Raw genomic sequence first — 24,004 nt, forward strand, 5'->3', positions numbered from 1 at the left:
TTCTCTATTTTTCAGGTCTTTATATCTTCTATTTTTACACTTCTTGTAAAATGCTAAATAAACAGAAGAAAGCAGCCTACTCATGGCTGCTCAACCGTCTTGTTTTTTATATTATACCATAGCTTCTAAACAAAATCCTTCTTTTTGCTAAAAGGTTATTTTCTGACCTGGCTCAAACTCTAAATAGTGAAGTGGGTCCGTACTTAGCACACGTACAATAGAATAACACCCATGTTCCTCTTCAGAAACCATTAATTCCACACCATTTATATTTACAACTTTTTGACTTTCACATTGTGAATAATCGGCCGGATACACAAGTTGCTCTGGCATAATTGTATATAAAATCATTGTAACATTGTCCCTTCTGCACTACCTTCAGCGCGAACATCGATTAATTCGTTTAATTTTCGAATTGCATTTCCAATACCACCAACATCATCTATAAGACCGTACTTTACTGCATCCCCACCAATTACATTCGTCCCAATATCTCGCGTTAAATTTCCTTTCGCAAACATAAGCTCTTTAAAACGATCTTCTGTTACTTTCGAGTGCTTCGTCACAAAACGAATGACTCTTTCTTGCATCTTATCCAAATACTCAAATGTTTGTGGCACACCTATGACAAGACCTGTTAAACGAATTGGATGAATTGTCATCGTCGCAGTTTCCGCAATAAACGAATAGTCAGTAGAAACAGCAATCGGTACACCAATGGAATGTCCCCCACCTAAAACTAAAGATACTGTTGGCTTTGAGAGTGAAGCTACCATTTCAGAAATTGCTAGTCCAGCTTCAACGTCACCTCCAACCGTATTTAATATTAACAGCAAACCTTCAATTTTTGGATTTTGTTCAATCGCAACAATTTGCGGAATGATATGCTCGTATTTTGTTGTTTTATTTTGCGGCGGTAATTGAACATGACCTTCCACTTGTCCGATAATCGTTAAACAATGAATACGTGATTCATTCATCTGTGGTACATTTGTCTGTCCAAGCTGTTGAATTTTTTCTACTATTGAAGCCTCTTTTCCAGCTTCTTTTGGCTCAGCTTCTTTTTCTTCATTTGTATATCGATCACGTTCTGTCATTTCGCATCCCCTTTCACTCGTATATAACTATTATTTCTTAAGTTATAAATTTCATTCGATAGGGTTAAAAAGAAAAAAAGATCACCCATAAGGGTGATCTTTTTTATACTTCCATAATAATCGGTAAAATCATAGGTTTTCTCTTTGTCTCTTCGTACAAGAACTGTCCTAATAATTCACGAATATTTTGTTTTAACATTGACCATTCAATCGAATATTCTTTAATTGACTGCTCAACAATCATACGTACAATCTCTGTAGATCGTTCAATTAACGCTTCTGATTCACGAACATATACGAAACCACGTGAAATGATTTCTGGACCAGAGATAATTTTCTTTTCATCTTTACCAAGTGTTACAACAACTACTAATATTCCATCTTGAGATAACATCTTTCTATCTCGAAGAACGATATTACCAACGTCACCTACACCTAATCCATCAATTAAAACATTACCAGCTTGTACTTTACCGACTAAGTTCGCTTCATCGTCACCAAAAGCAATTACATCGCCTTTTTCTACGATAAAGATATTTTCTCTTGTAATACCTACATCTTCAGCTAAATACGCATGTGCTTTTTGCATACGAAACTCACCATGTACGGGTACAAAGTACTTCGGTTTCATTAAATTTAACATTAATTTTAATTCTTCTTGGCTACCGTGACCTGAAACGTGAACTTTTCTTTCGCCGTAATAAACAACTTCAGCTCCAGCTCTAAATAACAAATCAATAATTTTTGATACAGATATTTCATTACCCGGAATTGGCGAAGCAGCAATGATAACAGTATCACCTTTACGAATTGAAATTTGTTTATGTGCTTGTTTTGCCATTCTAGATAGAGCAGCCATCGGTTCACCTTGACTACCTGTCGTTAAAATAGCTACCTTTTTCTCTGGGAAGTTGTCTACTTCTTGTAATGAAATAACCATACCTTCTGGAACATCTAAATAACCAAGACGTCTTGCAATGTCTACTACTTTCACCATACTACGTCCTACTACGGCTACTTTTCGCCCTGTTTCGGCAGCTGCATCAAATACTTGTTGAATACGATGTACATTCGATGCAAATGAAGCAACGATAATACGACCTTCTGCACCGTAGAACACTTTAGAAATTTCTACACCAACTTCTTTTTCTGAACCTGTATACCCTGGACGCTCTGCATTTGTACTATCAGATAATAGGCAAAGTACACCTTCATTTCCGATTTGCGCCATTTTCCCAAGATCTGCTCCACTATTTCCAATTGGAGTTTGATCGAATTTAAAGTCTCCCGTATATACGATTGCACCTTTTGATGTATGGAAACAAACGCCAACAGAATCCGGAATACTATGTGTCGTTCCGAAGAATGACACTGTTGTAGTGTTAAACTCTACTGTTGAATTTGAATCGATTGTTTTTAGGTCTACACGGCCTAACATGCCCGCTTCACCAAGTTTTTCTTGTATAAGTCCTACTGTTAATTTCGTTGCATAGACTGGAATAGATAATTTACGAAGCACATACACAATTCCACCAATATGATCTTCATGACCGTGAGTAATAAATAAACCTTTTACTCGCTCTTGATTTTCCACTAAATATGTAATATCAGGAATAACGATATCAATTCCAAACATTTCATCTCCCGGGAACATTAACCCCGCATCTACGATAAAGATTTCAGAATCAATTTCAACACAGTACATGTTTTTCCCGATTTCACCTACTCCACCAAGAGCAAATACTTTAACAGACTCATTCTCTTTTCTCTTCATGTTGTTGCCTGGTTTAAAAATCTTGCAAACACTGATTTCACTAAAATTGCAGAGACACCAGGGGAAACTCTACAACCACCATATTTTCACCGTCCAAGACGAATGTCCTTACCGTTATGCGATATCATGTCCTTGTTTATTTTTTAAACCAGGTTTCACCTCTCTTTCATTATATAAATCAAATATCTTATTCGATATGATATGAAAATTTAATTAAATTATAATTTTTCCCAATTTTGCTAAGCATACCCGTACTAAGCTACTTAGCCATATTATACCTGATACAAGAAATAGAACACAAGTTAAATCGTGCGAAAGAAAAAGTAAAAGAAAGGAACAGCACTAAAAGTATATGGCTTATTTCCGCTGCTTTTATACTCCATGTTATTTGAAAAAAAAACTTAAACACTTTAAATTACTTTCATTTGATGGATTTCCTAGATTTTTTTCTTGAATTGCACAAAAACACTTATAAAATGAAGCTTTTTTATAGATTACGTCATATTTGAGGCAATTCCTATAAAAACATAATCGAAAGTATTTTCTGTACTAGCAAATACTTTTCAACAAAATTAAAGATGTAAGATCCTTTTCTTATAAACATTGCATTACATGACAAAAGGCTATGAATTACAAAATCTAATAGAAATTTAATAAGGTTAAATTTTTAGCAGGATTTGACAGCCATTATCGAGAAAAAGATGTTGGAACCAAATTAATGAAAGAACAATATCATACTTTAACAAGTAGAGAACGCGTAGCGTAATATACTCGTTTTCAACATAAAATGTTTTCTATATTATAGGGTCATATACAGACGAGAAAGGCGATCCTAAAATCATTTTACAAAAGATTCACTTTAAAACAGATTCAAACATTTTCATATCAATAAAAAAATGACCTAGTTTCACACTAGGTCATTTTTATTAACGAGGAATAGATTGCATTACAGATTGTAACGTTACTCTTTCTTCTTCTGTTAATGGAAGAAGTGGTAAACGTACAGAACCTACATCTAATCCAACCATTTGTAACGCTGTTTTTACTGGAGTTGGACTTGGCGCCATAAATAACGAATCAGTTACTCTTACAAGTAATTGATGTAATTTTTGTGCCTTTTTAAACTCTCCTGCTTGAAATGCTGTAATCATTTCTTGCATTTCATTTCCGATAACATGAGATGCTACCGAAACGATACCTTTAGCCCCAACTGCCATAGCCGGTAACGTTAAACCGTCATCACCGCTGTATACCGCAAAGTCGTCCGCTGTTTTTTCAATGATTTCTGTCATTGTCAACACATCGCCGCCGGCATCTTTAATAGCAACAATGTTTTCTATTTCTGATAAACGAACAACTGTATCAACGGAGATTTGTACAATAGATCGTCCTGGAACGTTATATAGCATAACCGGAAGCGGCGTACTTTCAGCAATTGCTTTAAAATGCTGATACATTCCTTCTTGACTCGGCTTATTATAATACGGTGCTACTAGCATTACTGCATCCACACCAACTTCTGTTGCCTTTTTAGTTAAGTCAATAGAAGCATGCGTATTATTGCTACCTGTTCCAGCGATTACGGGCACTCTTTTATCGACAACAGATACGACATGGCGATATAACGCTACCTTCTCTTCTGAAGTTAATGTAGGAGATTCTCCTGTCGTTCCTCCTACCACGATTGCTGTTGTACCGTTATCAATTAAATAATTTACCAATTTCGTTGTCTTTGCAAAATCGATATTCCCGTTTATATCAAACGGTGTTACCATCGCGGTTGCAATTGTCCCAAAATCTATCATGGTCTCACTCCTTATTGTTCCAGTTGCTTTTCTTTTGAAAGCTCAAACGCACTATGTAATGCATTTACAGCCTCCACTAAATCAGTTTCTTTTACAAGAACCCAAATTGTTGTATGACTATCTGCCGATTGCAGGATTTGAATACCTTTTTCTGCTAAAGCTGTAACGATTTTCGCAGTAACCCCTGGGTATCCTGCCATTCCAGCTCCAACGATAGATACTTTCGCACAATGCTCTGTCACAATTGGCTCATATCCAAGGTTCTTTAATAATTTAACTGCATGACTTGATACATTATCACTCACCGTATATGCTACACCAGTAGGTGAAATATTAATTAAATCGACACTTATTCCTTCGTTCGCCATCTCTTTAAACACATGTTGTTGCAAATCATATGCCGTTTCTTTTGCAAGCACTTTAATTTGCGTTACGTTTGATACGTGGGCGATACCTGTAACAGGACGTTCTTCTACATCACGACCTCTTGTAGCACCGTCATATGCTGAAATAAGCGTACCTTCACTATCAGAATACGTAGAACGTACACGAAGTGGCACTTTTGCATGCATCGCAATTTCAACTGCACGTGGATGAACGACTTTCGCACCTTGATAAGCCATGTTACAAATTTCGTTATACGTTACAGTTTGAAGATGACGTGCATCTTTTACAATACGAGGATCCGCAGTCATAACACCTTCTACATCAGTGAATATATCGATGTATTCAGCATGAAGTGCAACACCTAATGCTGAAGCTGAAGTATCACTACCTCCGCGTCCAAGTGTTGTCGTATCACCTTTTTTCGTTTGCCCTTGGAATCCTGTAACGACGATTACATCTACATTTTCTAACTCTTCATGTATACGATCGCAATTCATTTCAATAATCTTTGCATTCGTAAAGTCATCATTCGTTACAAAACCAGCTTGTGCACCATTTAATGCTGCTGCTTTTATACCGTTCTCATTCAACATATTAGAGAAAACAATTGCAGAGATTAACTCTCCGCACGATAATAATAAATCTTGCTCACGTTTAGAAATAGTAGATTCCTCTTGATTTACAAGACTTAATAACGTATCCGTTGCATATGGTTCACCTTTACGACCCATAGCAGATACGACAGTAACTACTTTATAACCAGCAGCTAATGATTTCTTTATATGATGAAGCGCATGCTTACGTCCATTGTCATCACGTACTGATGTGCCACCAAATTTTTGAACAATTATTTTCATATTTTGCACCTTCTCTTAGCCGTTTACACTAATTGTAATTTTACTAAGCGCTCTGCAATTTGAACAGAATTCCATGCAGCGCCTTTTAATAAGTTATCAGATACGACCCAAAGATGGAATCCTTTATCGTTATTTAAATCTTTACGGATTCTTCCAACGAATACTTCGTTTTTACCTACTGCAGTAGCTGGCATTGGATATAACTGCTCTTCTGGATTATCTTGCAGAACAATACCTTCCGCATTTGCAAGTAAGCTCTTTAATTCTGCTACTGTTACGCCTTCTTTTTCTACTTCGATGTAAACAGACTCAGAGTGTCCTGATACAACTGGTAAACGTACACATGTTGCCGCTACTTCTAATTCAGGCATATGCATAATTTTTTTTGTTTCGTTAATCATTTTCATTTCTTCAAATGTAAATCCATTATCTTGGAACTTATCAATCTGTGGAATCGCATTAAAAGCAATTGGGAAATGCTTCTTATCACCTGATACAGGAAGAACATTTGCCTTAACTTCTTCGCCATTTAAGATTGCTTGTGATTGTTCATGAAGTTCTTCAATAGCTGCCGCACCAGCACCTGATACAGCTTGATATGTGGAAACGATTACTCGTTTTAAACCATATTGCTGACGAACTGGCTCAAGAGCTACTACCATTTGAATTGTAGAACAGTTTGGATTTGCAATAATACCATTATGTTCTTTTAAGTCGTTTTCATTTACTTCAGGTACAACAAGTGGCACGTTTTCTGTCATACGGAATGCACTTGTATTATCAACAACAATCGCACCGCGTTTTGCTGCTTCTGGCGCTAATTGTTTCGATACAGATCCACCAGCACTAAATAGTGCGATATCTACTCCTTCAAAGCTTTCAGGAGTTGCCTCTTGAACTGTAAATTCTTCGCCTTTAAATACAAGTTTCTTACCTGCAGATCGTTTAGATGAAAGTAACGTTAATTTCCCGATTGGAAATTCTCGTTTCTCTAAAGTATTTAACATTTGTTCACCAACTGCGCCGGTTGCTCCAACTACAGCGACATGAAAAGTTTTTTGCTTTTCCATCACTATGCCCCTTTCTAGATACCAATCCTTCTATAACTTAGAATCAGAAGGAGTATACAATACCCCTTCTGATCTTAATAACGTTAATTTTATCATATTCTACAGTAAGAATGATGGTTTCATCAAAAATTGTCCGTTTTTTTTCGTTTTTTAATTCATATATCTGAATTTTTCTACGACCACCGGTTGCAATTGCTTTCCTTGCAGCGCTTCTAATACTGTATCTTCCAGTAACTCCATACGAGCTACCATTGAGTTCGGTTTTTTCTCTGGCGCATCTTGACCGAATGGGACGAAATAGATATTTTTTGTGGCCATTAGGCGCATGAGGTTGACGCCAACAGGGTGATAACAATATAAATATTTCTTTTTTCTTCTATTATATGTCCATTTCGCAGACTGTAAATTTATTTTCATTTCCATACATGTCTATCATACTCTTCATTAATACAATAACTCATCCAAAGGGATTGTATGGACAAGTTTTTTGAATGTGGATTTATGCGAGTTTAAGAAAGTATACATTAGATTTTTTACAATACTTATGTAACTCAACCATTTATTCCTGTTATAATTATATTTTGATTTACATATATAAGGAGGTTTTTATTTGTTTACTGCATTAATGTTTTTGTTTTTATTAGTGTCAATACTATCGGTAATTGCACTAATTATAGGTCTGATCAAACCAGGAAAGGTCGTTCGTTTTGGCAACACAAAAACAAGAGGTCGAGTTATATTAATTTTCTTGCCGATATTATTCATTTCGTTTATTTTAGCAAGCGTGTTTGCTAGCAAGTCGATAACTCCAGAAGAACGAGTTGCAATTGATAAAAAAAGAGCTGAAGAAAAAGTATTAAAAGAAAACCAAGAAAAAGAAAAAATTGAAAAGGAAAAGAAAGCTAAAGAACAAGAGAAAAAAGCACAGGAAAAAGAAGAACAAGAAAAAGCTAAACTAGAGAAAAAGGCTACTGAAGAAAAACACAAACAGGAAGAAGCACAACAGAAAGCTGAAAAAGAAGCTAAAGAAAAAGCCGAAGCCGAAGCTGAAGAAAAAGAGAAACAACAAAAAGAAAAGAAAGAAGATACACCAGATAAGGAAAAACAATTACCAGCCACACAATCAAATAAAATTTCTGTTAAAGCTGGTCTGGGTGATACAGAAGAAAACTTTGTAAAAGAATACGGTTCAAATAAAGGGTCCACTTCAATCGCTAGATTTGCAAACGATTATATTATAGCAATGTTTTTAGAAGGTAGAGCAAATAATATCACCCTTCAATTTTCCCAATCAGGAAAACAAAGCCGTTCATTATCCGATGTCATGACAGAAGTGAAAAATATACTTCCAGTCGATGCTATAGAGAAAGAGCGTTATACAGATGCTCAAGATCCAGAAAGAGAAATCATTACATTCACTAGTGAAATATTGAAAAATAGCGTTCCTGAAACAGCATTCTTAGGTGATGAGTCTGGGACATGTATGGCTATAATTCGAAAAGGATTAAATGAAGAATATATTTCTGCGGTTATCGCTTTAGGTAATAGTAATCCATAAAATGGAGACTATGCGTGAAGGTGTTGAATTGACATTATCAAAAGTAGACACCTTACATGAGTTGGCTTAAGTAATGAAGAAAGCCCTAACTAGAGAAACAAATAATATCACAAGGAGAATACACTAAAATGAAAGCAACGAAACTAGTATATCTCGCACTTGCACTCATGCTTGTGGGTGGAGGTTGTGAGGTATCTAAAGACCATTTAAAAGATAGTACATCTCTAGATGCATCAGACAAACAAGAAACTGCTAAAGAAAGCCCAGCAGCAAAAGCTTATAAGACTGAAGTTATGGATTTAACTAAAGAGTTAGAAACCTCTATGGGTGAAATGTCTAAGATAATTAATGAAGATAGTACGCTAAGTACATCAAAACAGCGTTTCAGAGACGCATTAGCTAATGTATCAAATGTAACAAACAAATTCAATGCTCTATCACCTGGTGATGGGCAAAAAGATATTCATGAACTTATTTTACGTTCGTTGAAAATTATGCGTGACGGGATAGAAGACGTATACGTTTACCTAGATAATATGAATAAATCTGAGGTTAATGATGGTTTTAGCTTAATAAATAAAGGGTCAGACATGTATATGAAAGCTATAAAGAAGTTGTACTAGAGTAGACTTATATAACACCAAATTTGAAAATGATGATTCAAAAGGTAAAATATTAAATTTCATTGAAGTTAAATACGAAGTTAAAGAAAAGAAATAGTACATACTTAATATATAATTTCTTTCAGGGGGCATCTTCATGAAAGTTGTACGCTCTATATTTAAAGGCTTTCGTTTAATGGGTTTAATTGTAAAGCCAGTACTTAAAGCATTATCTAAAAGTAAATTTTAAATCTCATAAATATTAAAATCCCCTTCTGCATATAGGTGCAAAAGGGGATTTTTTCAAATTATTCTATTCGTTCTACAGACAGTACTCATAGATAAATAAGAAACGGTGTATATTTACCCTAACATTTATAAAGATGAAAATCAATATATAATCATCTGCATATAGAACCAGATAATAATTTTTGTTAATAAAACTATTCTTTTGTAAGAAAATATTTAACATATATAGGCATCATTTACAATTATGTAGATTCTATTTCACGCGAATATTATTATATTAATCTAAAGTTTCTGTATTTACATTTTTTTCTTTTTGTCTCATAATTTTAATTGGAGGAGGGAGGAAAAAAATGGTTCAAATCAAAGTAACACCTGAAATGCTAGAAGAAGTTGCTAATCGTGCAAGTAATACCCGAATCGTATTAGAATCTATACATAATAATTTATGTAATGAAATAGATCAATTGTGTTTTCAATGGATTGGTGCCTCTAATCAACAGTTCATTCAAATGTTCAATGATGCGAGACCAAGAGCTTTTACATCTATCAATTCAATTATACAAGTGGAAGAAGATTTAAAACGAATTGCTGAAAAATTCCGTAATGCGGATGATCAAGATGTTACGTTGGAAGAAGGCGCAATGTGTGGTAAACCTTCTTCTGAAGAAAAAGGATTTGATAGCGGCAAACTAGCTCGAGATATTGCTGGTGAATTAACTGGTGAGTATGATATTAAAAGAGTTTGGGATGGAGTTGACCCTTCTACTGGAGAAAAACTGTCAACCTGGGATAGAATTTTTGCAGGCGGAATGGCCGTAGCTGGTATTACACCATTTGGAAAACTCGCTAAAGTTGGAAAAGGTGTAAAAATGACTGCAGATGCAGCTCAAGCTACTAAAGCCGCTAAAACTGCTAGAGCTACTGAAAATTATAAAGCTCATCTTGAGAGACAGGACAAATTATTAACCAGTAATGGCGCATATCGTAAAGCTAGACGTAACGCTGGAATCCCAAACTCTACTCCACGCCAAAAACCTACTCAAATCTTTGATGGAACTAGTGAACATAGGTGGGTAGAAGAATATTCTAATATTAAGAATGAAAAAGTATATATAATTGAGCATAGAGAAGATAAAATGGGAAGGGGTTCCCATTTCCATACTGCAGATGATGAAAAAGGAAGCCCGCTGGAAAAAGGAAGATATAACCAACACCCTGGACATTATCCGGAAGATTTTGAAGGATACAAGAAAAAAGGAAAAAAATAAGAAACTAAAGGTGTGAAAGATTTTGAGTAATATGAATAAAAGCCGAATCGAAATTCTAAAAATGAAAGCAAAAAGAAACGCTAGTAGAAAAGAACTAATAGACGAACTTTCTAATATTGTTACGATTTCTATGGACTCATTTATGGATGCAGAATCTAATGATTTATTTTGTAAAGAATTATTTAATACGCTAGAACAAAATTCAAACATAAAAAATTTTGGTAGCACTGATTATGAAGAAAACGGAAGACTATCAATAGCGCTGTTAAAAGAAACAGCTAAAAATATTAAATTTCCAGTTAATCAAGGGAGACTCTTTTTCTCTAAAGGTGGTAAAATTGAAGCAGTTAAGCTAAACATTGCTGAAGTATTTGATAATCTAGAAGAGTTATCAACCATATCAAGATTTCTAACTGGGTATGCGGATTTTGTATTAGTTGGTGATGATTTAGAATTCGGCGTATGTATCGAAAGAACGGAATATCATTATGAATTCAGTATGTGGGGAATAACGAAAATCTAAATTATGAAAATAATCCACCTTCAGATGATGTAAATCCAATCCTATTGGATGAAAACAATTGGCTTGTATCTAAAAATAATCAATTAGAAGGAATTAGGGTACCTGCTGCTACTTTGATTCAAATGATATAGAATGGCGTTGAAGATAGATAAAAAGGTTCTCTTAACTGAGAGCCTTTTTTCCCTTGTTGGTAACATATGTATTAACTCCTAACGCTATAATCGCTCCAATAAACCCCCACATTGGTCCAATTTTAGTAATATAATTCAATATTTCTTCGCCCATATAAATACCACTCTCCCAAAAACTAACTAAATAAAACATAATATTCAATATAGTAATTTTACCATATAACCACTTCCTAAGTTATCCATATCTTATATTTTGTGTAACTAAGCCAAACGCTACAGCCCTTGATATTTATAACTTTATAGGACTTTTTCTTTTGAGTTACACAATAGAAAATTTATGAATAACTTCACATCCTAAATATAATTTTGTTCCACAAAAAACTGAAGAGATAGATTATTTTTAGTAATATGCTACTTTATTTCAAGAAATTGCTTATCTAATTTCATTCATAAAATAAATAGATAATTAAAAATCAAAAATTTTAAAATCCTTTAAATTATATATTGAGATTTAACAAATTAAAATGTATAACAAACTGTATTTTAAAAAATAACTATGGAATGCTTTTTTATGTTTAATAATATTCCAAATGCTTAACTCAATAAACATCAAATAAAAAAGGATAAAGCAATAATTAGATTTTAAATCTAGTCATTGCTTTATCCATTGCATCCTGGTTTACTCCTATATATCGTAATGTTACCCGCTCGCTTGAATGATTGAATATCTCCATTAGCAAGGCTATATTCTTTGTCTGCATATACATATGATATCCAAATGTCTTACGTAGTGTATGCGTTCCAATCTCGTCTAATCCAAATTCTGCTGCTATGGTACTAAGTATTTTATATGCCATACTTCTTCCTATCGGTCGATTCTTCCCTTGTCTACTCTTAATTAGATATTCATTCTCTTCCATATCTTCACTGTACCATTTCAACTCTCTTCTCAAAGCTGCAGTAATTTGGATACGTTTCTGTTTACCTGTTTTCATTTCACGCATGGAAATATGACTTCCCTTTAAATCTCCAACCCTCAATTTTAGAATGTCACTTATACGTAGGCCTGTATTAATTCCCATAACAAACAAGATGTAATTTCGTTCATTCTTTTCTTTCAGGTATTCCTTAATTTCTTGTATCTGCTCTGGATTGCGAATAGGTTGAACAAAATTCATTATTCATTACCTCCAGTTTCTTCTGCCTCATATACTTCTAATCTAAGAGCAAAAGCTAAATTATAAAACGCTCTAGACTTCCAACGGCGATACGTACGTTCAGCCATTCCAATTTCGTTATAAATCATATAATCACATATGTCTTCTTCTTCTAAATAACGCTTATTAATGATATCCCTCTGAATCTTTCCCGCACGCTCATTACCTAAACGATTTAAAAACTGATCAATGCAGAATGACATATTTTTAAGATATTGTTCACGTTCACTACGCTTTATATTTTCTAACGCTACATCTTCTAATGGATTTCCCACTGTATTTGTAGGGCCATGATATCTCACTTCATATGAAGGAGTGACTTTCATTTCTTCTCGAACCATTCCGAACTGTTTGTAAATACGCACTTCTTCAAGAAGACCCTCTAATTTCTCCTGTGTTGCTGTGCGATCAATTTTAGATAAGAAAGTTAATTGATTCATATATATACGCTCCTTGTCTATTTGGCTAATAACATACAAAAAGCGGACACCAAACTACAGAGCAATATCCCTAATGCTCTTTGTAGTTCAGTGTCCGCTGGTTCTTCCAGTAGGACTAAATATTTAATTGCTATTATTATATCATTTTCTTATTTATTTTTAACTTTTTAAAGGAGTTTATTTAATAACTTGCAAACCACATTAACATTCCATATTATTACTTTTTATGGGATATTTTTCTGATTTACTTATCGAATGCTTACAAATAAAATTGATTAGTACTAATTGATTAAATTATTAATGCGGGAACAAAATGAAAGAAAAGGAATTTAAGGATTTTATAAAAGTACTAAAATTATTGCTTATAGTGGGCTGCGTTTATGCATTTATTCTTATATTAGAATGCATCGTGAGTTCAATTTGGAACCTCCTACTATTTCTTGCAATCATTCTCGTAATATTATGGTGCTATTATAGAAAGAAAAAAGAAAAAAGATATACGAAAGGAATCCTTATACTAATAATACTAATTTTATTGGCAATTTGGTCTATTGGCCCCTGTGTTTACCAGCGACACATTGCTCAAATGGAAAAAACAGAGTTAGAAGAAAAACAAAGAGAAATTGAAGGTAACCAGTACATAAAAAAAATGGAAGAAGATGCGAAGAAAGCTCAAGATGAAGCGAAGGAAGAATCTGCAAAAAGAAAAGCGGAAGAAGACAAATCTAAGAACAGCAAAAAAGAGAAACACTCATCTACTCCAAATTACAATTTTAAAGAAGATAGGGATTGTCCCGATTTTAGGAATGCTTCTGAAGCAACTGAATTTATGAAGAAATCAAAGGCAGCTGGATTTGGAGACCATCGTTTGGATAGAAATGGAGACGGCATTGCTTGTAATTAAGGGATAGTAAGAATTGTTTTTAGGAATGCGGATTTGAATTGTTTCAATATTTTTTCTGAAAAAGTACTTTATTTTACTAAAAGGTGGTTGTGGAAACAACCGCCTTTTTATTTATGACAAAATGAAATTTCTATAAAAATTTCATTTTAAAGCAAAACTATAGAGCCTATCGGCTCTGAGCATCTTCATATACTTATTTATAGCTCCTGTCTACTGCTTTAATAAGTTCCCAATCATCTCTCAACCTCTGTTTCTTTGTTTCAATTTCATTCACAGAGTGATTTAGTTCTTTTCGTAAATACTCCAAATCCTCAATCGCTTTCTTTCCAGCTCCATTTTGCGACCAACCTGCTTGTATAAGATTATAAATATCATTTACTCTCTCTTGATTTTTGTTTATATCTATAATCAAATTTGTTAAACGCCCTAATGCTGCTTCTATATGTTCCTCATTAAAATACATTTGTCTCATTTTTTTAACCACTCAAATCCTTGAAAATTTTCATCTGCTTCCTTATATTCATCGGCTTTTCTCTTTATAAAAGCTGATACTTCCCCGGCTTTTGTCGCATATACTCTACTGGTTTGATCTAAGCAATGATACAACTCTTCAATCCTTCTCTCCAGACGTTGACTCTTAGTTGAACTAAGATGCTGCATTACTTCTGAAACTACTCGTGGTATCTGATTTTGAAATTCTTCCGCACTTTGTTGCATTTTTTTTGCCGATTCTTCTAAGTATTCCATGACTATCTTGATTTCACCATGCTGTATTGAATATCTGGGAGACTTATATAACTTGTGACCCGTGTTTACGTCAACTAACATGGAATTATTAATATTACCGAAACTATCAAAGTGATAATTTCCTAGACCATGATAATCCTTTGCTCCTATTGAATCTAAAAACCTATCAATTTGATGCATCCCATAGTCATTATTTGCTGTTTTAAAATCAGAATTGACCATATAGGTATCACCAATATGTGTTTTATCTTCTCTTAGAGCACCACCGGAAATCGAATCTTTCGGATTTATATAATTAGTTATTTGTCCTTTATATTCTCCTGCATCTACTTTTTTCTTTATGTCCTTTGGAAGCATATCATAAATACCAGGGGCACTGTAAGTAACAGCAGGTACACCACATATTGCACTAGCAAATTGGGCATTGGCACCACCTAAAGAATGTCCTGTAGTTGAAATTTTCGCACCCTGATATTCATTTTTTACTATTTCTAAAAGTGATACTGATTGTGTAAACTGGTTAGCTGCTATTACTTGACTTTTATCATACGGATTTATTTTCTCACCGTCTTGTATCGGATTCTTACCCATTAATATATATTTTGCATCAGTTAAAAAATCAGGCACCGATCTATCTAATGATTCTTTCCCTTCCGTTCCTCTATAAGCAACAACAATTTCTTTAGTTGTTTCATTTTGAAAAACAACTGCATCGAAACCTGTTTCAGGGTCATGCAATTTTGCGCCTTTTGGGTGTATTGGCTTCCAACCGGCAATGTCTATTTTATCTTCTTTTTGATATGCAGCCTCAGATAATTTATTATAAGTTGAATCTGATATAGTAGTAGTCAACCTTTCTCCCTCTTTCCTTAATCCCATTCATTTGGTAATATTAGTATAATTATAGTGGGAGGTGAATTGCAATCAAAAAATCACTAAAAATTACAATAATTATCAGCGTAATTCTTATCGGTATGGCTTCTTGCGCAGTTATAAAATTCATACATACAGCGAATCCTTTAATGTCAATGACTCCCCAAGAAAAGCAAGAAATTAAAAATAAAGCAAACAAAGCTACGATAGAATATTTTAAGAAAGAAAAAAATATTGATGTTACTATTACAGATACTGAATTTTCAAGTGAATTGGGCGGATTAAAACTTTTTGTTAACGGATATATTTCTAATGATAAAACTAAAACTTTTTCTGTTGTAGTATCTTCCACCAATGATTACGAAGTAAGAGAACTTTCCTCACCATAAAAAAGAGAGCTAGATTTGATACACTCCCCTTATAGCAGACAGTAAAAAGAACTCACCTTGATTTCTTTACTATGGAGGGGAGTTTTCTATGAAAAAAAGAAACCTATGTGATTTCAGTTAGCCACCTAAACATGGATGTCCAAGCTTCAAAACCGAATGAAAAATAGAGGTGGTAAGAAATGAAAAAAATCCTTTTAATAACATTATTGGTTGTTTTAGGTTTAGGTTCGTGCACTATATATCAAATTTATAAGGCTACCCACCCTTATAGTGAAAAAGAACAAAATGAAATGAAAGAAAAAGCATCACAAGCCGCTATTGAGTATTTTAAAAAGGAGAAAAATTGGGATATTACAGTGACAAAAGCAGAATTTTCTACAGATATCTCTCGTAGTAGGCTTGAGGTATCTGGCTATATATCTGGTGACAAAAAGAAGAAGGTTTCTGCAAGTATAGATTACAGTAATGATTATACAGTTGGTAGTATAAGTTATTAACATTACAAATTGACTTTTTTCTCTAATAGCATTTTCACCCTCTATAATATCAAATACATAGACAAAACCCAGATAAAGATTATAGTTAAACTTTGTCTGGGTTTTGCTTTTCCATACTCTCCCACTAATTCAATTACTTTACAATCAAAATAAACAATTATGCCCTCTACCTCATATCAATTCGCATAGACCTTTTCACAGTCATATCATCCTCGCAAATTAAAACATACTTTTTTGAAAATAAAAAACTTATAAAATCAGCACTCCAAGCCCCCCCCCCTTTAAATCTCGATTTTTTCTTAAATCTTCTTTTCTAAAATAGTATTAAAGTAATCTCGTCTTCCGCTCTTCCATCCGAATTACTTTTCCACTTTGATATACAAATGATTGTTCACCAAATCCACTTTGAGGTGGTTCTATTAGCTGAACCTGACCATTTTTAACAATATATATTCCGTTTGTTTTCAAATCTATTTCAGCTGTCATTTCAACAAGATTTTCTTTTCTAATTCCCACCAAGATCACTCCCATATGTTATAATTACTTTGTCGAAGTAAGTTGAGAGTGATCTCAGCTTTTTTTATTTGTCTATAGATATTGCACAACATTTTCTGGAACAAATGCTTGGTCAAGTGACAAATGGAGACGTATTGGAATCGGCTTTTTTTCATCCCTTGCTTGCTTACACACATTTTTTCTGCCTCTTCCCATACAAATCGTTTATCCTCCGCTCGTTTATAACGCCAAATCCCAATCGTATAATCCTCAAATAACTCATACCGCTCATCAGGCGCTGTAGTTGGTTTTAATTCATCAATTGCTTTGGCTTGGCGTGGTATTTGCACAAACACATCTGTATACCTTAATTTTGAATTCAAACGGTGGATATGAGCTTTCTTAGGATCAAATGATACAACTGGCTCCACGTCAAAAATTGTTAATTGCTTTGGCATTGTTTTTTCCCCTCCAATACCTGCAAACTTGCTATTAGAATCCCTTCAAGCTGCGTTAACGTTAGTTGATCTAATGTTTGCCCGTTAATTTCAGTTAATCCTAATCCCAATAATTTACGAATGATTATTAGTTTTCTACGTTCTACTTCCTGACGTAACAACATGATTAAGCCTCCTGTTGATGATTGAACTTTCTCTCTAAATTTACAAACTTACTAAATTCTTTAATGAATGCTAGTTCAACAACACCAACTGGACCGTTCCTTTGCTTCGCTAAAATAATTTCCGTTATGTTTTTATTTTCTGTCTCGCGGTCATAGTAATCTTCACGGTATAAGAACGCTATTAAATCCGCATCTTGCTCAATTTGACCATTCTCACGTAAATCTGATAGCAATGGTCTCTTATCTTGCCTACTTTCTACAGCACGACTTAACTGTGATAATGCAACTACACATACATTTAGCTCTCTTGCCATCAGTTTTAACTTACGACTAATCTCACCGATTTCTTGCATACGGTTCCCTCTATGCTTTGGATCCCCTACAATAAGCTGCAAGTAATCAATTGCAATTAAAACCTTTTTATCAGGGTACTTACGCTTTAATTCCCTAGCCTTTGCATAAATCTCTTGCATCGTTACATTTGCTTTATCGTAAATTTCTAATGGCAAATCATTAATTAATCCCATCGCTTGACTAATCTTTTCCCAATCCTTTAAATTACATAGCTTCTTAGGATTCTTTAATTTCGTAGCATCAATATTTCCAGTACTTGAAATCATCCTCTTAAGTAGCTGTTCCTCCCCCATCTCGAGCGAAAAGATTCCTGTTGCTGTATGAGCACTTGCTGCATGAAAAGCGACGTTTAATACAAATGCTGTTTTCCCCATTGAAGGACGGGCACCGACAATGATTAAATCGCCTTCTTGTAACCCTGCTGTCATTCTATTCAAGTCGTCATAACCAGTTGGAATACCAGTTAAATCTCCTACATCAAATTGCATGTTCTTATACAAATCAACAAGCGTATCTTTCAAGTTAAATTCATCTGAGTAACCCGTTTCTTCAATGGCGCTTAATTCATCAATTGATGTACTAATAGCACTCATGTCCCTATCTTGCTGAAGGCGGTTATATAAATTACCAGCAACCTCTTGAGCATGTCTCATCTTCCAAGCTTCAATCACTAAACCTTCGTGATATGAGAAATTCTTAGTTGTTGTTACAACTTCCGTCAGGTTTACAAAGAATTCGATTCCGCCAATTTGATGCGTAAAGCTTTCATCGAATTTTCCAATGAGAGCAACAAGATCTATCGGAACCTCATCATTCTCTAATTCTCTCATTGCCTTGAAAATCACTTGATGCGTTGGTAAAGAAAACTGTTTTACCTTTAGCTGACAATCTTTAATTAAATCGCCTTCTTGGATTATGCTACCTAAAACACTTTGTTCAGCTTCAACATTGCGAATCATATCATTACTCATTTGGCCAACCACGCATTCTGTTGATTAAGTACTGCAAGTTCTTCTTCTGTTGGAATGTTCTGCTCCCATGCTTGTTGCTGCTGTATTACGTTTTTAGTAGTTTCTGATAAGCCTTTTTGTTGATAAGGTGCTTTTGTCTGTTGCTGCGCTTTTGTTAATCTCTGAGCACGAAATGCTTTATCAGCTGCCTCAACATCAGTTACTTTTTTAAAGCCTTTAAGATGCCAATCTCTTAAAATCGTATTTACGTAAGACATGTTTCTCGTATTCTTCTCTAAAGCAATCTCCATAGCCTTAATAACTAGTTCTGCATTTAAATCATCTATCCAAGCATAAATACCATCTGCAATAAAAGGTGTAATGAATCCGAAGTTTTGCTCATAAAAAGAAATTGGATTAACCTCAACAACTTCTTCCGCGCCTGCGCGTTCTTCTTGTTGTTGTTCTTTTTCTTTTTCTTTTTCTTTTTCTTCTTCTTCTTCCTTGCTAGGGTCTTGGAAGCCCCTTATAAGCCCCTCCAAACGGACTGATAAATACTCCTTAATACGAGGGATTTTAAAATCTTGTTCTCGTTCTAATTGCAAGCAAGTTTCATAGAAATCAACTAAAAAATCCTGGTCCTTTACAGATTGAATTTCTTTTAAAACACACTTTTCAATGTTTACATTTTTAATTGGATTGAATTTCAACCAGTTGATTAAGAACAATTCTTTTGTTTTTTGGTTGTAATTAATTTTTCCGTATTCAGCAAAACGTTCTAATAGCTTCATAACAGTTTCACGGTTATATCCTGTATCAGTTTCAATAATACGAAGTGGAAGCTCATAGATTCCTGATTGAGACGTCTTACTGTTTGTCATCAAATATAAGTAGAAATACTTCTCCTCCGGTGTAAGATCTAACACAAATGAATCCTGCCAAAATGAAACGTGTACTGGTCTATAAACTGCCATATTATTCATCCTCCCGTTTACATATCGCGAATCCGTCCTCTACACGTAATAAGCGATAATTCTTATATCCTATTTTGAGATATTGTCTTATTAAGTAAATTAGGTGTCGCTCTGATGTTGCTTGTTGAAACACTTTAGGGTTCAGCAACACTCTATGTAACGATTTGTCTAAAAGCATGTAGCACACTCCGTTGTTATACGAATACTAATTTGATATAATTAATCCTAAGATCTTTTGCAAGACCGTTTGTCTATCACTCTGCCAAGTGATAGATCTTTTTATTTTCTACGTTTTACTAACGAAGCGTTAACTCCTCTTGCTCTTAAATCTTTAATTACTACACGATAATTCATCGTTGCCTCATGTTCCTCTTTTGTATCACGAAGCATTTTAAATTCCCTTATACATCGCTCCAGCTCTTCTTCCCAGTGATTTGATTCTTCGGTTGATTCTGCATTAAACATGTTATGAATACATTCACTCATACAGTTACGAAGTTTATTCGCAAATGAGACATCCCCAGGAAGAACTAGATCATGAAGACGATTGTTTTTATCATTCATAAATTACATCTCCTTTCTGGTCATAATGACAAGCAAAGTACTTTTCTATTTTTTATAAAAATATTAAAAATCTATTATTTCGGTATAAATTAAACTTAATGGAAGAAACTATAAGTTCATTAAGTTGTCCAAAAAATTAATATAATGATATAATTATTTTGTAAAATATATTGTCAGCTACTGTTGTCTAGGCGGTAGCTTTTTCTTTTGCCCATTTATGTTTCAAAATAAATGACGCTTCAATAATCTTGATTCGAATCCCCAACAATTTCTTCTCTTGTTTTAGCTCAACTGTTTTTGAATCCTCATTAAGTAATTCTGCTATTTTAATTTCACCAGTTAGTTTTGCATCATAGCGAATTAATTCCTTATATTCTCTTAAACTAGGTTTCTTATAATCTACTGTCATTTCCCTTCCTCCTTTACAGCACCTTTGTTAAATTAATTAAGCTATCCACCGATTGAATAATAACGTTCTCCGCCATAGCCTTTTGCAACCAACTTCTTTGTATTTGTTCCATAATGCCAAAATGAACTTGTTCAAGAGCTTGAACTACACATTGAGTAGCTTGGATTGTATCGAAGATTTCTTTTGCATGAACTGCGTATTCATGTTTCTTTTTTTCATCATGCTTCCATGATCTTGTTGTAACTTGTAAGTTCATGATTTCCTTTGCTGCCGCAATTCCCTCTTCAGCTTGTTTAATGTAGTTCATAAATTGTAGATTTACATCTTGAGTTAAACGTGGATCTGTAGGTGGTAACCCAACACCATAAATATGTTTAATCGCTTGTTGATTTAACTTTGCTCCTGTTGCATGGCACCAATCCATCGCAAGTTCAAATTCTGGTTTAGAAAGTCCAGATTCAATACGGGTTAGTCTTTCATGTGTAATACCAAGGTACTTAGATAAACCTTTCTTCGTTTTCAGCTGAACATTGTCACAACATTCTCTGGCATTCTGTAATAATTCTCCTATCGCTGAATTGCAGTATATGCTTGTTCCCATATCTGTTCGCCTCCATATTTAGTTTTCAAATGGTTACAATGAACTTAGTACATATGTAACTTGTCTACTTTTCATATAAAAAGAGAGGAACTATTCCTCAACATTTTCTTTTACTTGTATTTCTTTGATGATGGCCCAACCAGCCTTGTAATATGCTTGACGGATTTTATCAATATCCTTTTGTGATTTTGGCTCAGGAGCCACAACATGGACTTTCGTTTTTCCAAATTCATAAGTCGCCGCATATTCTTCTTGTTGGCTCATGGTGTCACCTCTTGAAGTGCTTTTTATATGTTTATGCGACGGTTCTGTTGGTACTGCCATGTTAGTTGATGGCATTTTCTCACCTGCTTTCCATCTATTAAGTATAAGATTCTTGTACTCTTGTACATCAAATTAAATCCTTTACATCACTACCAAGAATAGTGGCTAATCTAATAGCCTTTTCAAGATTTGGATTACTATAACCATTTTCCCAATTACTTATTGTAGATTTTGTAACTTGCATTTTTTTTGCAAGATCTTGTTGCGTTAACTTACTTTTTTTCTAGCTCTAATTAATTTGATATTTTTGTTCACTGTCTCGCTCCTTGTATAAGTATTTTGTACTTTTATTATAGGTATAAGATTCTTGTACAAAGTTTTACAATCCATCTTTATAAGGTACAATATCTTTGTACTTTTTATTAACGGGAGGTGCTAAAAATGTTGAGACAAAGATTAAAAGAGATGCGTAAAACGCGTAAGCTCACTCAGCAAGGATTAGCCGATAAAGTAAATACCACTAAAGGCACCATTAGTAACTATGAGAATGGTCATAGCACTCCCTCAAACGAAATGCTAAAAGATTTAGCGAATGTTTTAGGAGTAACAACAGATTATCTATTAGGAAGAGAAGATGAATCAAGAGTGTCTAATACACTTCCTGATTTAAACAAAAAAGATACTCGTGATATCGCTCGTGACTTAGAAAAGACTTTAAAAGACTTAGAAAATAGCGAAGATGCTTTAATGTTTGATGGAGAACCAATAGACGAACATACAAAAGAAATGATTCGCATTTCTCTAGAAAACTCTATGCGCATGGCAAAACAATTAGCAAAACAAAAATTCACTCCAAACAAGTATAAAAAAGATTGAACGGAGCGAGAAATGAAAATTAAAGACTACGTAATGAAAATCGTAAAAAAACACGGCACAACAAACCCCTTTGAAATTGCTAAACGAAAAGATATTATAGTGTTGTTTGAAGACCTTGGGAATACTCTTGGTTTTTACAACACTTATAAACGCTTTAAATTCATTCATATTAATAATAGGATTGATGAAACCACACAACGCTTTGTCTGTGCTCACGAACTAGGACATGCTCTATTACACCCAAAAGCTAATACTCCATTTTTACGAAATAAAACCTTTTTTTCTGTAGATCGATTAGAGATCGAAGCAAATACATTTGCAGTCGAACTCTTATTACCTGATGAAATGATTTCTGAATATCAAGATACAAATCTATCAATTCAAGAAATAGCTGAGATCTATGGAATTCCAGAAAGTTTTGCTCGTTTAAAAAGTTATTAATATGAATTTAAAATACAACTTTATAAGTTAGGAGCTACATAAATGAAAATATTTTTCTCATTTCTATTTGCAATAGCAATGCTGGCCACGTTTATTTTATTAATCACATCTTTGGTATTTCGTTTAAAAAAGAAACCAAACACTAAGAAATATTTTAAGTTTACAGGAATAGCTTTTATTTTATCTATTATTTCATTAATTGTAGTTAACATGAACATGACACCACAGGAAAAACAAGAAATTCTCGCTAAACAAAAAGCTGAAGAAAAGTTAAAAGCCGAAGAAAAGCAAAAGGATAAAGAGCAAAAAGAGGCTGAAGAAAAGCTAAAAGCTGAAGAGAAACAAAAAGCTAAAGAGCAAAAAGAAGCTGAAGAAAAGCTAAAAGCCGAAGAGAAACAAAAAGCTAAAGAACAAACAGAAGCTGAAGAAAAGTTAAAAGCCCAAGAGGAACAAAAAGCTAAAGAGAAAAAAGAAGCTGAAGAAAAGCTAAAAGCCGAAGAGAAACAAAAAGCTAAAGAGCAAAAAGAAGCTGAAGAAAAGCTAAAAGCCGAAGAGAAACAAAAAGCTAAAGAACAAAAAGAGGCTGAGGAACAAAAAAAAGCTGAAGAAAAACAAAAAGAATTTACTTCCTATGCCCAAAACATTAGAGGTGGAAATTTTATTAAGGATATGAAACTTAATAATAAAGATGCTGAAATTACATTCCATGATTCATTTGCATCTTATAAATCAGCAAAACCAGATAGCAACGTTACTGAAGAACAATATAAACAATATTTTTCAACAGGGGATGCTATTGAAAAAATGTTTGTAAGCGAACCTGCGAGATTACTAAGACAATTTCCAGATTTGAATGCTGTAAAAATGACTCTTCCATTTGAAGGAAAAACATACAATATCAACTTAGATAGAAAATCATTAAATTCACACTTAGAATTTAAAATTGAGGATTTAAAAGTTGAAGATAAATCTTGGGTCAAGAAATTTAATGATCCATACGTATATAATAAAGCAAAACGTAAAGCGTTCTTTACGAAATTTGTTACTGTCCAATAATGTATCACGT

28 protein-coding genes and 4 pseudogenes are annotated in these 24,004 nt (G+C 33.9%); 11 read left to right on the forward strand and 21 right to left on the reverse strand.

What is annotated here, in order from left to right:
* Nucleotides 1-147: 147 nt before the first annotated feature.
* From ACS2FK_RS00420 to spoVFB, 7 genes and pseudogenes are all read right to left on the reverse strand, one after another.
* On the reverse strand, nt 148-351 hold the full coding sequence (locus ACS2FK_RS00420; protein ID WP_000605020.1) for a YlzJ-like family protein: 204 nt from the start codon (nt 349-351) through the stop codon (nt 148-150).
* Nucleotides 348-1,097 (reverse strand): translocation-enhancing protein TepA, encoded by a 750-nt coding sequence (tepA, locus tag ACS2FK_RS00425; RefSeq protein WP_000139807.1) that lies wholly within the window; start codon nt 1,095-1,097, stop codon nt 348-350. Before tepA ends, ACS2FK_RS00420 begins: the two co-directional genes overlap by 4 nt.
* Nucleotides 1,098-1,200: 103 nt before the next feature.
* Nucleotides 1,201-2,871: a ribonuclease J gene (locus tag ACS2FK_RS00430; RefSeq protein ID WP_000823089.1), complete on the reverse strand. Its 1,671-nt coding sequence runs from the start codon at nt 2,869-2,871 to the stop codon at nt 1,201-1,203.
* 926 nt (nt 2,872-3,797) lie between these two features.
* On the reverse strand, nt 3,798-4,676 hold the full coding sequence (gene dapA, locus ACS2FK_RS00435) for a 4-hydroxy-tetrahydrodipicolinate synthase (protein ID WP_000564763.1): 879 nt from the start codon (nt 4,674-4,676) through the stop codon (nt 3,798-3,800).
* Between the two features lie 11 nt (nt 4,677-4,687).
* A complete protein-coding gene (gene dapG / locus ACS2FK_RS00440; RefSeq protein WP_000692450.1) occupies nt 4,688-5,920 on the reverse strand; it encodes an aspartate kinase in 1,233 nt (410 codons plus the stop codon).
* A gap of 23 nt (nt 5,921-5,943) precedes the next feature.
* Nucleotides 5,944-6,990 carry an aspartate-semialdehyde dehydrogenase gene (gene asd / locus ACS2FK_RS00445; protein WP_000414846.1) on the reverse strand — a complete coding sequence of 349 codons (1,047 nt, stop codon included), beginning with the start codon at nt 6,988-6,990 and terminating at the stop codon, nt 5,944-5,946.
* Nucleotides 6,991-7,140: 150 nt separating this feature from the next.
* Nucleotides 7,141-7,329: pseudogene (spoVFB, locus tag ACS2FK_RS00450) on the reverse strand (dipicolinate synthase subunit B); the annotation flags it as partial.
* A 271-nt stretch (nt 7,330-7,600) separates the two neighbouring features.
* On the opposite strand from spoVFB, the gene ACS2FK_RS00455 reads away from it, so the two are divergent.
* The 5 genes from ACS2FK_RS00455 (at nt 7,601) to ACS2FK_RS00475 (ending at nt 11,321) form a co-directional block, all read left to right on the forward strand.
* On the forward strand, nt 7,601-8,548 hold the full coding sequence (locus tag ACS2FK_RS00455; RefSeq protein WP_080469865.1) for an NADH dehydrogenase: 948 nt from the start codon (nt 7,601-7,603) through the stop codon (nt 8,546-8,548).
* A 128-nt stretch (nt 8,549-8,676) separates the two neighbouring features.
* Nucleotides 8,677-9,171 carry a hypothetical protein gene (locus ACS2FK_RS00460; protein WP_063548435.1) on the forward strand — a complete coding sequence of 165 codons (495 nt, stop codon included), beginning with the start codon at nt 8,677-8,679 and terminating at the stop codon, nt 9,169-9,171.
* Nucleotides 9,172-9,749: 578 nt separating this feature from the next.
* The gene (locus tag ACS2FK_RS00465; protein ID WP_063548437.1) at nt 9,750-10,667 is read left to right on the forward strand and encodes a WXG100 family type VII secretion target; all 918 of its coding nucleotides are present in this window, start codon (nt 9,750-9,752) and stop codon (nt 10,665-10,667) included.
* A gap of 22 nt (nt 10,668-10,689) precedes the next feature.
* Nucleotides 10,690-11,190 (forward strand): YxiF family protein, encoded by a 501-nt coding sequence (locus ACS2FK_RS00470; protein ID WP_000069067.1) that lies wholly within the window; start codon nt 10,690-10,692, stop codon nt 11,188-11,190.
* Nucleotides 11,169-11,321 (forward strand): hypothetical protein, encoded by a 153-nt coding sequence (locus tag ACS2FK_RS00475; RefSeq protein ID WP_176543943.1) that lies wholly within the window; start codon nt 11,169-11,171, stop codon nt 11,319-11,321. The genes ACS2FK_RS00470 and ACS2FK_RS00475 overlap by 22 nt, the downstream gene beginning before the upstream one ends.
* Before the next feature lie 635 nt (nt 11,322-11,956).
* Here the strand turns inward: ACS2FK_RS00475 and ACS2FK_RS00480 are convergent.
* Nucleotides 11,957-12,499, reverse strand: a complete 543-nt coding sequence (locus ACS2FK_RS00480; RefSeq protein WP_063548439.1) for a site-specific integrase — start codon at nt 12,497-12,499, stop codon at nt 11,957-11,959.
* Nucleotides 12,499-12,978, reverse strand: coding sequence for an ArpU family phage packaging/lysis transcriptional regulator (locus tag ACS2FK_RS00485; RefSeq protein WP_063548441.1), 480 nt, complete (start codon nt 12,976-12,978; stop codon nt 12,499-12,501). The genes ACS2FK_RS00480 and ACS2FK_RS00485 overlap by 1 nt, the downstream gene beginning before the upstream one ends.
* A 313-nt stretch (nt 12,979-13,291) precedes the next feature.
* On the opposite strand from ACS2FK_RS00485, the gene ACS2FK_RS00490 reads away from it, so the two are divergent.
* Entirely contained in the window at nt 13,292-13,882 is a 591-nt protein-coding gene (locus tag ACS2FK_RS00490; RefSeq protein WP_230387336.1) for an excalibur calcium-binding domain-containing protein, read from the forward strand.
* Nucleotides 13,883-14,075: 193 nt separating this feature from the next.
* On the opposite strand, the gene ACS2FK_RS00495 is transcribed toward ACS2FK_RS00490, so the two are convergent.
* Both ACS2FK_RS00495 and ACS2FK_RS00500 read right to left on the reverse strand, forming a co-directional pair.
* Nucleotides 14,076-14,354, reverse strand: coding sequence for a hypothetical protein (locus tag ACS2FK_RS00495; protein ID WP_002161963.1), 279 nt, complete (start codon nt 14,352-14,354; stop codon nt 14,076-14,078).
* A complete protein-coding gene (locus tag ACS2FK_RS00500) occupies nt 14,351-15,481 on the reverse strand; it encodes a lipase family protein (RefSeq protein WP_063548443.1) in 1,131 nt (376 codons plus the stop codon). The genes ACS2FK_RS00495 and ACS2FK_RS00500 overlap by 4 nt, the downstream gene beginning before the upstream one ends.
* Before the next feature lie 122 nt (nt 15,482-15,603).
* On the opposite strand from ACS2FK_RS00500, the gene ACS2FK_RS00505 reads away from it, so the two are divergent.
* Together ACS2FK_RS00505 and ACS2FK_RS00510 are read left to right on the forward strand one after the other, a co-directional pair.
* Entirely contained in the window at nt 15,604-15,891 is a 288-nt protein-coding gene (locus tag ACS2FK_RS00505; protein ID WP_080469867.1) for a hypothetical protein, read from the forward strand.
* A 179-nt stretch (nt 15,892-16,070) separates the two neighbouring features.
* Nucleotides 16,071-16,388 (forward strand): hypothetical protein, encoded by a 318-nt coding sequence (locus ACS2FK_RS00510; RefSeq protein ID WP_063548447.1) that lies wholly within the window; start codon nt 16,071-16,073, stop codon nt 16,386-16,388.
* A gap of 324 nt (nt 16,389-16,712) precedes the next feature.
* On the opposite strand, the gene ACS2FK_RS00515 is transcribed toward ACS2FK_RS00510, so the two are convergent.
* The 10 genes and pseudogenes from ACS2FK_RS00515 to ACS2FK_RS00560 form a co-directional block, all read right to left on the reverse strand.
* On the reverse strand, nt 16,713-16,904 hold the full coding sequence (locus tag ACS2FK_RS00515; protein ID WP_063548449.1) for a DUF3954 domain-containing protein: 192 nt from the start codon (nt 16,902-16,904) through the stop codon (nt 16,713-16,715).
* A 72-nt stretch (nt 16,905-16,976) separates the two neighbouring features.
* A pseudogene (locus tag ACS2FK_RS00520) lies at nt 16,977-17,341 on the reverse strand (cell division protein SepF).
* A pseudogene (locus ACS2FK_RS00525) lies at nt 17,316-17,505 on the reverse strand (hypothetical protein). The pseudogenes ACS2FK_RS00520 and ACS2FK_RS00525 overlap by 26 nt, the downstream one beginning before the upstream one ends.
* 2 nt (nt 17,506-17,507) lie before the next feature.
* Nucleotides 17,508-18,830: a replicative DNA helicase gene (dnaB, locus tag ACS2FK_RS00530; protein ID WP_063548453.1), complete on the reverse strand. Its 1,323-nt coding sequence runs from the start codon at nt 18,828-18,830 to the stop codon at nt 17,508-17,510.
* A complete protein-coding gene (locus tag ACS2FK_RS00535; RefSeq protein WP_063548455.1) occupies nt 18,827-19,783 on the reverse strand; it encodes a DnaD domain-containing protein in 957 nt (318 codons plus the stop codon). Before ACS2FK_RS00535 ends, dnaB begins: the two co-directional genes overlap by 4 nt.
* Nucleotides 19,784-20,062: 279 nt before the next feature.
* Nucleotides 20,063-20,347 (reverse strand): hypothetical protein, encoded by a 285-nt coding sequence (locus ACS2FK_RS00540; RefSeq protein ID WP_063548457.1) that lies wholly within the window; start codon nt 20,345-20,347, stop codon nt 20,063-20,065.
* 187 nt (nt 20,348-20,534) lie between these two features.
* Complete coding sequence (locus ACS2FK_RS00545) at nt 20,535-20,756, reverse strand: hypothetical protein (RefSeq protein ID WP_000215315.1); 222 nt, start codon at nt 20,754-20,756, stop codon at nt 20,535-20,537.
* 13 nt (nt 20,757-20,769) lie between these two features.
* Complete coding sequence (locus ACS2FK_RS00550; RefSeq protein WP_063548459.1) at nt 20,770-21,357, reverse strand: hypothetical protein; 588 nt, start codon at nt 21,355-21,357, stop codon at nt 20,770-20,772.
* A gap of 90 nt (nt 21,358-21,447) precedes the next feature.
* On the reverse strand, nt 21,448-21,696 hold the full coding sequence (locus ACS2FK_RS00555) for a hypothetical protein (RefSeq protein WP_002082295.1): 249 nt from the start codon (nt 21,694-21,696) through the stop codon (nt 21,448-21,450).
* 52 nt (nt 21,697-21,748) lie between these two features.
* Nucleotides 21,749-21,936 (reverse strand): annotated as a pseudogene (locus ACS2FK_RS00560) (helix-turn-helix transcriptional regulator).
* 126 nt (nt 21,937-22,062) lie between these two features.
* On the opposite strand from ACS2FK_RS00560, the gene ACS2FK_RS00565 reads away from it, so the two are divergent.
* From ACS2FK_RS00565 to ACS2FK_RS00575, 3 genes are read left to right on the forward strand one after another with little or no spacing between them, the layout of a single operon-like run.
* Nucleotides 22,063-22,497: a helix-turn-helix domain-containing protein gene (locus ACS2FK_RS00565; protein ID WP_063548461.1), complete on the forward strand. Its 435-nt coding sequence runs from the start codon at nt 22,063-22,065 to the stop codon at nt 22,495-22,497.
* A 12-nt stretch (nt 22,498-22,509) separates the two neighbouring features.
* The gene (locus tag ACS2FK_RS00570) at nt 22,510-22,938 is read left to right on the forward strand and encodes an ImmA/IrrE family metallo-endopeptidase (protein WP_063548463.1); all 429 of its coding nucleotides are present in this window, start codon (nt 22,510-22,512) and stop codon (nt 22,936-22,938) included.
* A gap of 42 nt (nt 22,939-22,980) precedes the next feature.
* Complete coding sequence (locus ACS2FK_RS00575; protein ID WP_063548465.1) at nt 22,981-23,994, forward strand: hypothetical protein; 1,014 nt, start codon at nt 22,981-22,983, stop codon at nt 23,992-23,994.
* The last annotated feature ends 10 nt before the right edge of the window (nt 23,995-24,004 follow it).

The sequence above is a fragment of the Bacillus cereus group sp. BceL220 genome, from assembly GCF_051776965.1.
GTDB classification, from domain to species: Bacteria; Bacillota; Bacilli; order Bacillales; family Bacillaceae_G; genus Bacillus_A; species Bacillus_A cereus.

Excerpts from the sequence above, each read along its gene's own strand:
- ACS2FK_RS00420 (WP_000605020.1), bottom strand. The coding sequence starts at position 351 with ATGATTTTATATACAATTATGCCAGAGCAACTTGTGTATCCGGCCGAT.
- tepA (WP_000139807.1), bottom strand. The coding sequence starts at position 1,097 with ATGACAGAACGTGATCGATATACAAATGAAGAAAAAGAAGCTGAGCCA.
- ACS2FK_RS00430 (WP_000823089.1), bottom strand. The coding sequence starts at position 2,871 with ATGAAGAGAAAAGAGAATGAGTCTGTTAAAGTATTTGCTCTTGGTGGA.
- dapA (WP_000564763.1), bottom strand. The coding sequence starts at position 4,676 with ATGATAGATTTTGGGACAATTGCAACCGCGATGGTAACACCGTTTGAT.
- dapG (WP_000692450.1), bottom strand. The coding sequence starts at position 5,920 with ATGAAAATAATTGTTCAAAAATTTGGTGGCACATCAGTACGTGATGAC.
- asd (WP_000414846.1), bottom strand. The coding sequence starts at position 6,990 with ATGGAAAAGCAAAAAACTTTTCATGTCGCTGTAGTTGGAGCAACCGGC.
- ACS2FK_RS00460 (WP_063548435.1), top strand. The coding sequence starts at position 8,677 with ATGAAAGCAACGAAACTAGTATATCTCGCACTTGCACTCATGCTTGTG.
- ACS2FK_RS00465 (WP_063548437.1), top strand. The coding sequence starts at position 9,750 with ATGGTTCAAATCAAAGTAACACCTGAAATGCTAGAAGAAGTTGCTAAT.
- ACS2FK_RS00480 (WP_063548439.1), bottom strand. The coding sequence starts at position 12,499 with ATGAATTTTGTTCAACCTATTCGCAATCCAGAGCAGATACAAGAAATT.
- ACS2FK_RS00485 (WP_063548441.1), bottom strand. The coding sequence starts at position 12,978 with ATGAATCAATTAACTTTCTTATCTAAAATTGATCGCACAGCAACACAG.
- ACS2FK_RS00490 (WP_230387336.1), top strand. The coding sequence starts at position 13,292 with ATGAAAGAAAAGGAATTTAAGGATTTTATAAAAGTACTAAAATTATTG.
- ACS2FK_RS00495 (WP_002161963.1), bottom strand. The coding sequence starts at position 14,354 with ATGAGACAAATGTATTTTAATGAGGAACATATAGAAGCAGCATTAGGG.
- ACS2FK_RS00505 (WP_080469867.1), top strand. The coding sequence starts at position 15,604 with ATGGCTTCTTGCGCAGTTATAAAATTCATACATACAGCGAATCCTTTA.
- ACS2FK_RS00510 (WP_063548447.1), top strand. The coding sequence starts at position 16,071 with ATGAAAAAAATCCTTTTAATAACATTATTGGTTGTTTTAGGTTTAGGT.
- dnaB (WP_063548453.1), bottom strand. The coding sequence starts at position 18,830 with ATGAGTAATGATATGATTCGCAATGTTGAAGCTGAACAAAGTGTTTTA.
- ACS2FK_RS00535 (WP_063548455.1), bottom strand. The coding sequence starts at position 19,783 with ATGGCAGTTTATAGACCAGTACACGTTTCATTTTGGCAGGATTCATTT.
- ACS2FK_RS00540 (WP_063548457.1), bottom strand. The coding sequence starts at position 20,347 with ATGAATGATAAAAACAATCGTCTTCATGATCTAGTTCTTCCTGGGGAT.
- ACS2FK_RS00545 (WP_000215315.1), bottom strand. The coding sequence starts at position 20,756 with ATGACAGTAGATTATAAGAAACCTAGTTTAAGAGAATATAAGGAATTA.
- ACS2FK_RS00550 (WP_063548459.1), bottom strand. The coding sequence starts at position 21,357 with ATGGGAACAAGCATATACTGCAATTCAGCGATAGGAGAATTATTACAG.
- ACS2FK_RS00555 (WP_002082295.1), bottom strand. The coding sequence starts at position 21,696 with ATGCCATCAACTAACATGGCAGTACCAACAGAACCGTCGCATAAACAT.
- ACS2FK_RS00565 (WP_063548461.1), top strand. The coding sequence starts at position 22,063 with ATGTTGAGACAAAGATTAAAAGAGATGCGTAAAACGCGTAAGCTCACT.
- ACS2FK_RS00570 (WP_063548463.1), top strand. The coding sequence starts at position 22,510 with ATGAAAATTAAAGACTACGTAATGAAAATCGTAAAAAAACACGGCACA.
- ACS2FK_RS00575 (WP_063548465.1), top strand. The coding sequence starts at position 22,981 with ATGAAAATATTTTTCTCATTTCTATTTGCAATAGCAATGCTGGCCACG.